General features: G+C 60.3%; 4 protein-coding genes and 1 pseudogene. 3 read left to right on the forward strand and 2 right to left on the reverse strand.

Translation table 11 applies throughout. The features are described 5' to 3' along the window. Positions 1-78 precede the first annotated feature (78 nt). Both C8J25_RS18545 and C8J25_RS18550 read right to left on the reverse strand, forming a co-directional pair. Positions 79-3,162 carry a TonB-dependent receptor domain-containing protein gene (locus tag C8J25_RS18545; RefSeq protein ID WP_107955850.1) on the reverse strand — a complete coding sequence of 1,028 codons (3,084 nt, stop codon included), beginning with the start codon at positions 3,160-3,162 and terminating at the stop codon, positions 79-81. A 641-nt stretch (positions 3,163-3,803) separates the two neighbouring features. Then, positions 3,804-4,673: a 3-hydroxyacyl-CoA dehydrogenase NAD-binding domain-containing protein gene (locus C8J25_RS18550; protein WP_107955840.1), complete on the reverse strand. Its 870-nt coding sequence runs from the start codon at positions 4,671-4,673 to the stop codon at positions 3,804-3,806. Between the two features lie 112 nt (positions 4,674-4,785). Between C8J25_RS18550 and C8J25_RS18555 the strand changes: the two genes are divergently transcribed. From C8J25_RS18555 to C8J25_RS18565, 3 genes and pseudogenes are all read left to right on the forward strand, one after another. Then, a complete protein-coding gene (locus tag C8J25_RS18555; protein ID WP_244187217.1) occupies positions 4,786-5,883 on the forward strand; it encodes a DUF1176 domain-containing protein in 1,098 nt (365 codons plus the stop codon). Between the two features lie 290 nt (positions 5,884-6,173). Then, a complete protein-coding gene (locus C8J25_RS18560) occupies positions 6,174-7,181 on the forward strand; it encodes an NAD-dependent epimerase/dehydratase family protein (protein ID WP_107955842.1) in 1,008 nt (335 codons plus the stop codon). Positions 7,182-9,306: 2,125 nt separating this feature from the next. Next, positions 9,307-10,706: pseudogene (locus C8J25_RS18565) on the forward strand (calcium-binding protein); the annotation flags it as partial.

The following is a 10,706-nucleotide window of genomic DNA, read 5'->3' on the forward strand; positions in this document are numbered from 1 at the left end:
TGCCACAGCGAAAGATCAAATATAGCTGGGGTCCCGATCGAGATGGATCCGGACCCCAGTATCGGGCACCCGCTGTTGTTACAGCCGCAGCGAGACGCCTGCGACGAGCTGCCGTCCGAGCAGATCATACCCCATCACGGTATTGCCGCGGAGCAGCCCGATCCGCGAACGACTGTCCGGAATGAGCGGCGGATCGCGGTCGAACACGTTGTTCGCGGCTAGCCGGAACGTCATCTGCTTGTTGATGTCGAAGCTGAGCGCGACGTCGATCCAATTGTATGAGCCGACGCCTGGATATTGATCGCGCAGTGCGCTTGCATCCTGCGCCGGGATGCCGGTGTCCGTAGGTGCATAGTTGTCGAGCGGCATCGCGCCGCGGTGACGCCAGTTGACCGACAGGCTGGTCGAGCGGTCAGGCGCGGTCCAGGTGGTGCGGAGCTGGTGCTTCCAACGCGGCATGCTTTCGCCGCACAGGTTGCCGAAATACCCCACGCAGTTCCGCGGTTCGATGGTCGGCGACGACTGCGAACCGACGCGGGTCATCAGCGTGCCGTTGAAGCTCATGTCGAGCCGCCCGGCACCGCCAAGGCCAACGTTATACTGCCCCTGGAAATCCCAGCCGTGCGACTGCGACTTGTAGCCATTGGCCGAGCCGCGAGCCACCCAACCCGTCGCCGGGCTGGTCGCCGGCGAGCTCGACAGCGTGCCGGTGCCGGGGTTGCGGACGATGCCTCGGCAGAAATAATCGTTCCCGGTGGCCAGGCACTCGCCGATGATGTTCTGCGGCTGGAGGAAGTCGAGCTGGTCCTTCAGGTCGATCAGCCAACGGTCGATCGACACCGTCAGGCCGGGCAGGAAGCGCGGACGCAGCACGACACCGAACGTCTTGGTATAGGCGCTTTCCGGCTTCAGTTCGAATCCGCCTTCGCGCACCGTACACCGATCGTCGGGGCAGATGAGTGAGGCGCTGCCGTACAGATTGTCGGCAAGCCCGGTGTTGCGGCATTGCTGCAACGTTGCGGACGGCGCCAGGCGCCCGCCATTGGGGTTCGACGGATCGACCCGCGGTGCGCAAGGATCGGAATAGAATCCCTGGTTCCAGAAGATGTTGGCGGCACCCTGTGCGGTACTGACGCCCGGTGCGGCCTGCGACTTGTTGTAGGACGCGCGCAGCGTGATGTCGGGTATCGGCGCCCACAGGCCCTCGACCTTCCAGGTATCGAACTTGCCGTCGAGCCGGTTGTATTTCGACACGCGGTAGCCGGCATTGACCTGCAACAGCTCAGCGAACGGGCGGTGTTCGATCAGCGGCGCCTGGATTTCGGCGTTGGCCTCCAGGATGCTCTGCGTGAAACGCTGGTTCTCGCCGCCATTGTTCTGCTGGAAGATCTCGTTGACGATCGTCCGTTCCATTTCCTCGCGATATTCCGCCCCGAGGGCGATCGCGATGCCCTGTTCCGCGAGCGGCGAGGTGATGCCGTATTTGCCCAGATCACCGCTGACGGTGCCGACGAACTGCAACAGCCGCGGGATGCGCGTGCTGATCCCGCCGGTCGCGCCGCCATAGAGATACTGGTTGAGCGCGGCGTCCTGGTTGAACGGGGCGAACGCGTTGAACGGCACGCAGGACGGATCGGTGCCGTTGACGACCGCGCGACAGGTCGGCGTGCCGTTGACGCGGACGACGTCGAGCGAGCGGTTGATGTTGTCGTAGCGCGCGAACGGCACGTCGATGGTGTCGAGCCGCGCGCGCGAGATCATGCCCGCGACATCGTAGGACCACACGTTGTTCAGCCCGCGCCCGCGAAGCCCCGCGACGATGCGATACCCCTCGTTGGTGAAGCGCTGTTGGACCAGCGGCAGTCCGTCGAAGCGATAGCGTACGTCGATCGGCGCATATTGCCCGGCGACGCCGGCATTGGCGCCGCACAGATCCTGTGCCTGCGCGCCCGACAGGAACGCGTTGTCGCAATTCACCCGGAACGGATCGGTGCCGTACGCGCCGAAGTTGAAGGTGCGGTTGAGCTGTGTATTGTAGGATTTGTCGCGGTAGAACAGCCCGTTGCCGTAAAGCTCGATGTCGTCGCTGATCTTCGCGGTCAGGAAACCGCCAACGTTGATGCGGTTGAACGCGCGCTGCACCGCCCAATTGTCATAAGGGTTGGCCGACGTCCCCGGTGGTCCGCTGTTGATCGGGATGAAGGTACCATTGCCATTGGGATTGTTGACCAGGATCTGCCCGGCGCGCGGCCCCGACTGCGGGATGATCGTGCCCGCTGGCGTGAAGCTCGCGCGCGAACAGCCCAGCGGCGAGGTGTTGGTCGGCTGGACCGCCTCGCAGACAGAATAGGACCGATCGACCAACTCGACCGGATTGGACTGGCGATAATTGACGAATCCGGTGATATTCACCCGGTCGTTGAACAGGTTGGTGCCTGCCGCGAGGCTGACGTCGGAGCGTCCGCCATCGTTGGTCAGTCCGCGCTTGGCGTTGAACCCGGCGCGACCCGCTGCGTCGGTGACGGCATTGCTGTCATTGTCGTGATTGAAGAAGCTGTAGTTCGCGTCAACCCGGATGCCCTCGAAGTTCTTCTTCAGGACGAAATTGACGACGCCCGACACCGCGTCCGAGCCGTAGACGGACGAGGCACCACCGGTCAGCACGTCGATCCGCTCGACCAGCGCGTTGGGAATGATGCCGACGTCGACCGTGTTGGCAAGTCCGACCCGTAGGCCGTCGATCAGCGTCAGCGTCCGCTCATACCCTAAGCTGCGGAGCTTGATCCGCTGGCGACCTTCGGAATCGCTGAAATTCTGTTCCGAGTTCACCTGGACCTGCGGCAGGCGGTTCAGCACCTCCTCGATCGTCGTCGCGCCTTGCGCTGCGATTTCTGCGGCGGTCGTGGTTACGATCGGCGCGGCGGACCGGTTGTTCGGGCGCGTGATGCGCGTGCCGGTCACGACGATGTCCGACCCTTCGCGCTCTCCGGTGCGTGCCGTGTCTGCAGCCAGCTTGGCGGAGGCGACGGGATCACCAATTGCGGTCTGGCCGTCCTGCGTGACGTCGCTCACGCCCGTATTCGACGTTCCCGTATCCGACGACTGAGCCTTGGCCTGAGCCGGCAACGCGACCAACGCGGCCACGCAACATGTCGTGGTCATCAACCCCTTGAACAACACCATTCGATCACCCCCTGTGCTGCCGATCGGGTCGCATGGATGATGCCGCGCGATATCGAATGCTGCCGACCCTGTTCGGAAGCAATCGGTGAACGCTATGCCGCTCGTTCATCGGGATCTTTTGCCCCGTGACCTTGTCGACACTGTTCGGCAGTACCATCCGGACCCTCGGACAGGCACATGCTGTCACGTCCGCAATATCAAAACAATACCAATATCTCGAAAATTAACAGGTGGTATGGCGCTTTGCATTTTGCTTGTTGCAATAGGTAGCAATGACTGCACTTTATTCCGGACGTACTGTTTTAAATGGCAGTCCGTCCAAACCGTAAGCGACCTAGTCGTGTCGTTGCTGCAACTCGCTGCCATTACTGAATTTTGTAGCAGTGAAGCCGAGGGGAGGCGGGTGCAACGTCAGCAGCGGTGCCACACTCCGCCAATCATCATCGGCTCAAGTCGCCGTAGCTGGTCCACATCGCCGATCCGGTCGGAATAGCCCGTCATCGCCATCGGGGTACCAACGCCTGATCGTCGATCGCACGTCCCAGGCTGCAGCACGGCCTGGGACATGGGTTTGGATCGTAGGGCGGGTTCACCCGCCTGATACAGGGTGCCTGCGATGATTACCGGGTCGGCACAGGTTCCGCGCCCGAATAATCGTAGAAGCCGCGTTTTGTCTTCCGCCCGAACCACCCGGCCTCGACATACTTCACCAGTACCGGCGCCGGCCGGAACTTGGGATCGCCCGTTCCCTCGAACAACACGCGCGTGATCTCAAGGCATGTGTCGAGCCCGATAAAGTCTGCCAGCGTCAGCGGCCCCATCGGATGGTTCAGCCCGAGCTGGCACGCCAGATCGATGTCACGTACGCTAGCCACACCTTCGCCCAGCGCGAAGCACGCCTCGTTGATCATCGGCATCAGCACGCGGTTGACGATGAATCCCGGCGCATCGTTCGCATGCACCACCTGCTTGCCGAGCTTCTCCGCAAACGCCTCGACAGCCGTTACCGTGGCATCCGATGTCGCGAGACCCCGGATCAGCTCGATCGGCCGCATCACAGGGACCGGATTGAAGAAATGCACGCCCATGAACCGCGCCGGATCGGGGGCAGCCTGCGCCAGCCGGGTGATCGGGATCGACGACGTGTTCGACGCCAGGATTGCGTCCCCTCCCAGTACCTTGCCGACCTCGGCAAAGATCGCGCGCTTGACGCCCTCGCGCTCGGTCGCCGCCTCGACGACGATCGCACAGTCGCCCATGTCTGCCACGCTTGCGATCGGCTCGATCAGCGCAAGGGCTGCATCGCGAACGTCGCCTGCAATCTTTTCCTTCTCCACCAGCCGTGCGAGCGCCTTGGCGATCCCCGCCTTGCCTTTGCTCGCAGCGTCCAGCGACACGTCCGCCAACAGCACGCGGTACCCCGCCTGCGCCGATACCTGCGCGATCCCTGCGCCCATCTGCCCTGCACCAATCACGCCGATCGTCTGCACATCACTCTCCTGATTTGTTGCCTCTCCCTAGCCGCTTTTCCCCGCGCTGCCAGACCGCTAGGCTGCAACTATGCTGTGCAAACCGATCTTTTCCGCCCTCGCGCCCTTCGCCATGCTACCGCTCGCAGCCTGTTCGCCAAGCCAGCCCGCACCTCAGCCCCGGGCTAAGACGGTACCAAAACCTGAGCCAGCGGTCGTCGTCTCGGCAACGTCCCAGTCAAAGCCCGCGACCGACTCTCATACGCGTCCAAAACCAGGCGAGCTGAAAACGTTCACTGACTGGACCGTCGGCTGCGACAACACGCGGCTCTGTACGCTTGGCTCGCTTCTTCCCGAGATGGGCGGTGAAGACATGATTACACTCAACCTGTCGCGCGAGCCCGGCCCCGTGACAGCTCGTGGCGGCAAGATTTCGTTGGCGCTGGAAACCAGCAACGACGTTGAGGCCACCAAGCGCCCGCCCGCCAGTTTTGCGGTCGACGGCAAGCGTATAGCCCTGCACGACGCCGCTACGCTCGCTGCAGCCATCGCCAATGCCCAGTCGCTGAAAATCCTCGATGCGAAGGGTGGCACGCTGGCCACCCTCTCGCTGAAAGGCGCAGCCGCTGCGCTCCGCTACATTGATGCGCAACAAGGCCGCGCCGGCAGCATTGACGCGATCGTCGCTAAGGGCCCCGCGCCCTCGAGCGCGCCCATACCGTCGCTGCCGATCATCACCGCGATCGCTCCCTCCGGCACCCCCGCAAAGCTCAGTGGTGCCCAAGTCGCAACGATGCGCAAACGCGCTACCTGCGGTCTCGACAGCTTCTCTCACGGCGCTGATGAGTCGATCACCACTCCCGAAACGTACGCCCTCGGCGGTGGCAAGTCGCTGGTCATCCTTCCTTGCTCGACCGGCGCTTACAATCTGATTAGCGCGCTCTTCATCGTCGACGGCACCAAGATCACCCCCGCCCAACTCGACGCCCGTTCAGGCTTCGAAGCAACTGGTGCGGACACTGGCACCTCTGTGAAAAGCGTCATCAACGGCGAGTTCAAGGACGGCGTCCTCACAAGCTATGCCAAGGGCCGCGGCCTGGGTGACTGCGGCTCGCGCCAGAGCTTCGTCTGGGACGCCACGCGCTTTCGCCTCTCCGAGCAAGCGGACATGAGCGAATGCCGCGGTAACATCGACTACATTACCACCTGGCGTGCCAAGGTTATCCGTTAGCCGCCCCCTTTTAAGAAGGGGCGGGGTGGGGCGTCGGCAAACGGGTCCTGACAGCGTCGACAACAAACCCGGAAGTCGCACGGGATACCTCGCTCTTTGGCAGGCGAGTTTTTCGCGCTTTGGATTGGGGCAATTTTGATCGAGACAATATACTGCAGCGCCTGAGCCTTGCCCCCACGCCTTGGCAAGGCAGGTTGACCAAACGGTTCTTTTGCTTGGGATGCTGTCGATGCGCCTTGCCGGGCAACACGGTCCTTCCGTAAGGCCCGGGTGATACAGGGAGACACCTTATGCGCGTTCTCGTTACCGGCGCGGCCGGGTTCATTGGCTTCCATGTCAGTCGTCACCTGCTTGCCCGCGGCGACACGGTTCTCGGTATCGACAGCCTCAACGACTATTACGACGTCACACTCAAGCACGCGCGGCTGGCCGAGCTCGCCAAGGATGGTGCCAATTCGAACGGGCGCTTCACCTTCAAGCAGGTGGATTTCTCCGATCACGTCGCGCTCGACGCCGCGCTTGAGGCGGAGCAGTTCGACCGCATCGTCCATCTCGGCGCACAGGCCGGCGTCCGCTATTCGATCGAGAATCCGCGCGCCTATCTCCAGGCCAATCTCGCCGGTCACCTCAACATGATCGAGATCGGACGCCACCGTCGGGTCGAGCATCTCGTCTACGCGTCGTCGTCCTCGGTCTATGGCGGCAACGACACGTTGCCGTTCCGTGTCGAGGACCGTGTCGACCAGCCCCTGTCGCTCTACGCCGCCACCAAGAAGGCGGACGAGCTGATGAGCGAGACCTACGCGCATCTCTACCGCCTGCCGCAGACCGGCTTGCGGTTCTTCACTGTCTATGGCCCCTGGGGGCGGCCTGACATGGCGATGTGGCTGTTCACCAAAGCCATTCTGGATGGCCAGCCGATCAAGGTGTTCGGCGAGGGCCGGATGCGGCGCGACTTTACCTATATCGACGACATCGTTGCCGGCGTCATTGCGTGCCTCGACAATCCGCCCATCGACGACGGCAGGATCAAGGCGGGCGGCAGCGTTAGCCCGCACCGGATCTACAATATAGGCAACAGCCGCTCGGAGGATCTTGGCGAGATGATCGCGCTGATCGAACAGGCGTGCGGCCGCCCCGCCGAACGCCGCCTGCTACCGATGCAGCCGGGTGACGTGCGCGATACGTTTGCAGACATCGACGCGATCCAGCGTGATCTGGGTTTCGCGCCACGAACAACTATCGCAGATGGTGTTCCGCGTTTTGTACAATGGTATAAGGACTACCATAGTAAGTAATTTGGAAAAATCGCTGGTAATATATTATGGGTAATTACCTTGCTGTGCAGGACTGTAGTAGAGCTTGGTTAATCTTGCTGATTTGACGCCTACCCTTGCGGACTCGGCGGTGAGACCGAGACCATCATCGAGGGTGGTTCAACTCCAAAGCCGGGGAACAACTGGTTCAACCCGACGGAGGTCTGGCCCAGGTGTTAGGGCCATGTTGTGCAGGAAGCGGACCGGGGTAGGGCGCAGCCTCAACGCCATGACCTGCGGCGTAACCGCAGGTGCCGCGCCCTGACCTATTACGAACGTGCGCAATCTGGCTCTCGCGCAATAGAAGGCGCTCGCGGCGAAGCCGGAGAACCATGGCTGATCCCGCTCACCGAATTTTGCGATGGACACTAAAGTCCGTCAACGAGGGGGGGGGGGATGCCGATCGAGGGCGAGATATGGTTCGACGTGCTGGGACAGGACGTGTTCGAAAATCACGAGGTAATAGTGCCCGATTGGCGATGCGCGCTGTTTCGGCATGGTAACGTAGGATGCGAACGAGCCCGTAGCGCCGGGCCATTCCAAGGCGATGACCACGACCTTGGAAACCAGGCGATCACGAACGCTCCGCCCAAACGCCAGAACGCGCGTGCATCAGGTATGGGGCGTGGGCGCCTTAGATCCGACTAGATGCAGGGGGCATTCAACCCTTCTCCAGCGCCTGTTACGTCTCGCGACGGTACGATTGCCGTGATCGACTTCCTTACTTTAGCGATGATTTAGGGCGGCATGGCTGCTACCGCGGCTGCGAAATTCAGGCGCGGGGGGATTTGATGCCTTGGTTGGAAATTGCACTGGGGGTGAGTGCTGCTTGTATTGTTGGGCTGGGTCTGATCGTGATACGTTCACGACGACAGCAGAAGATGCAGTTGCAGCGAAGCCAGAAACGACGTCTTGAGGAAGCTCAAGCAGCGCTAGACTGGGCGGACCTTCAGCAACGCCTGCGTGGATCGCAAAGTGCGTAAATCGGCGTTTCAGCCACGGCTTGCCTGCTTCCATGATGTAAGCGACGATTTGCAGTCGCGGGCGGCAGGTGCACGAGTAAAGGCACACTATGCCAAGAGAGGATAAATCAAAAAGAGCCGGTGATCTTCGAGATCAAGGACTGACGATCGAGGTGATCTCTATCCGGCTTGGCGTCAGCGTTCCTCAGGCCTCGAGGCTGGTCAAAGCGGCTCGGCCTTCAAAAGTTGACGCCGTGACGTAAAACACGCGGCATTTTAGTGCTGTTGATTGCCGTACGATCCGCCTGTCGTCATCCGGATCGTACGGCACGTCCTCCCTGACTTGCCAGAATCATCGCGGCCGTGCAGCAGAGTCAAATGTTAAAAATCGCTCTCGGATTCACCGCCGTGCTAGCTCTCTCGGGCTGCATACCTTTTACCGGTGGCGGTGCCAGCTACCCAGATCCGTTGCCGAATTATTCGGCCGTGGCGCTCACACAGCAAGAGCCGGCAGCTGTGGCTGCCTGCATTGGGCGCCTAATGGGCGTGCAGCCGACATCCGGTTCAACAAATGAATATATCATTTCAAGTGGTACGGACCCCCAAGTAGAATATGCTGTGCGATCCGTCACGAAGAAGCGGTACACCCAGACTCAAGTCATGGTTCGTGACACCAAGCTAACGCCCAATGATACCAACATTGTGCGCTGTGCGTCAAATGCAAGCTTTGTTGCGGAACCCGGATCATAAAGCTGGCGTCCAAAACCGATTGCGGTGTTTTGACGACGGTTTTGCTGTCGATACGTGATTTATAATTTACCACAAGATATCAAGGCGTCAGACATGTGGTCATGTCTGCGTCGAAAATGGCACGCGTCCATCAGCACTGTGTACGCGATCGGTCGGTTTGCCAGTAGGACTTTGTAAAAGTTGACCGCTTACACTATGTGATGGTTGCCCAGCCCTGGCGGAAAACAATGACCGTCGATATAAATTTAAGCGTATGTATAAATTATGCTCAAAACGAACGCGATTGAGTGTGATTCAAAATAGCTCGGGTGGGAAGGTTGGCTTCGACGGCTAGCCATAGATGCTAACGGTCTTTACGGAATGGCGTGAAGAAGGACTTAAAGGGGGATAAGCGGATGCCTGACAAGAGCGACAAGACGGTTGTGATCGAAACCGGCAAGACGGCGGACGTTGCGTTCAGTCCTGACCAGCAACGTGTGTATGCGACACTCACGACCGGTGATATTGACGTCTTTGACGTGTTGACGCAGCAGAAGATTGCGACATGGCATATCGGAACCACGTTGGGCGCGGTGTCGGTTTCGGCTGACGGATCGTACCTGTTGGTATCCGACCCTCGCCAGCCATTGCTATACCGGGTGGATAGTGCGACCGGTCAGGTGATCAACACGTTTATCGGCACCGGCAACGCGTTTCGTGACATCGAGATCGTTGACGAAAACACGGCGATCCTGACCGGCAGCAATCCCGTCCTTCTGAACCTCAAGACAAATACCAGTACGCCGCTGACGAACGGTGCTTATTACAGCGGAAATTCAGTTCTAACCGAAGACACCCACCTTACGCTGCTTGGTGAGACGGGGATCTCAAATGGTCCGCTTGCGATCTACGACGATCGGTTAGGGCGGATCGTCGCCAGGGGCGATAATTATCAGACGATAGGCGGTGGAGGATCGAGCAGCACTGGGTTCAATTATGGAAGCCAAGCAATCAGCGAGGCTGCCGGTAAAGTCCTTCAGTTCATCTACTATGGCGCAATCAACATCTACGATCTCACGCTGAAGTATCAGCGGACGGTCAATATCGGTGAGCCGATCGCGGGCATGACCTTCGATCCGACCGGCAAGTTCGTTTATGGATATCTGGCCAGCGGAGCGGTCGTCAAATACGATTCCGTGACGTTTAACGAGGTTGATCGTTTCGCTGCGGCGACCACCACGATCAACAGCGGTACGGCGAATTACGGCAATGCAATGCTTGTCGCCGCGGATGGACGCCATCTTGTGGCGACTGACATAGACACCGGCCTTCTGCAGATCATCGACATCACGGGCAGGGCGGAAACGTTGTACGGCACGGCCGGCGACGATACGCTATGGGGCTATGGCGGCGACGACCGGATTTATGGCGGCAACGGCAACGATTCCCTCCATGGCGGTTCAGGTAACGATTTCCTCGACGGTGGCATGGGCCGCGATATGCTCAATGGCGGGGCGGGCGACGACATCTACGTGATCGACAATGCCGGCGATCAGATCAGCGAAATCGGCGGTGGTGGTATCGATACAGTGATGTCCAGTATCAGTTACGTGCTCGGTGCCGATCTCGAGAACCTGGTGCTGACCGGCTCTGCGGCGATCAATGCGACCGGCAATGACGGTGCGAACTATATACTTGGCAATGCCGGCAATAACGTCATCGCAGGTGGTGCGGGCGACGATACTCTCGTCACGGTCACCGGTGTTGCCGGCATCAAGCCGGATGCGGGCTTCGACCGGATTGATGGCGGCAGTGG

Origin of the sequence: Sphingomonas faeni, from assembly GCF_003053745.1 — a bacterium.
Taxonomy (GTDB): Bacteria; Pseudomonadota; Alphaproteobacteria; order Sphingomonadales; family Sphingomonadaceae; genus Sphingomonas; species Sphingomonas faeni.

Bases quoted from the DNA above. Each gene is read 5' to 3' on its own strand.
- C8J25_RS18560 (WP_107955842.1), top strand. From the start codon at position 6,174: ATGCGCGTTCTCGTTACCGGCGCGGCCGGGTTCATTGGCTTCCATGTC.
- C8J25_RS18545 (WP_107955850.1), bottom strand. From the start codon at position 3,162: ATGACCACGACATGTTGCGTGGCCGCGTTGGTCGCGTTGCCGGCTCAG.
- C8J25_RS18555 (WP_244187217.1), top strand. From the start codon at position 4,786: ATGCTACCGCTCGCAGCCTGTTCGCCAAGCCAGCCCGCACCTCAGCCC.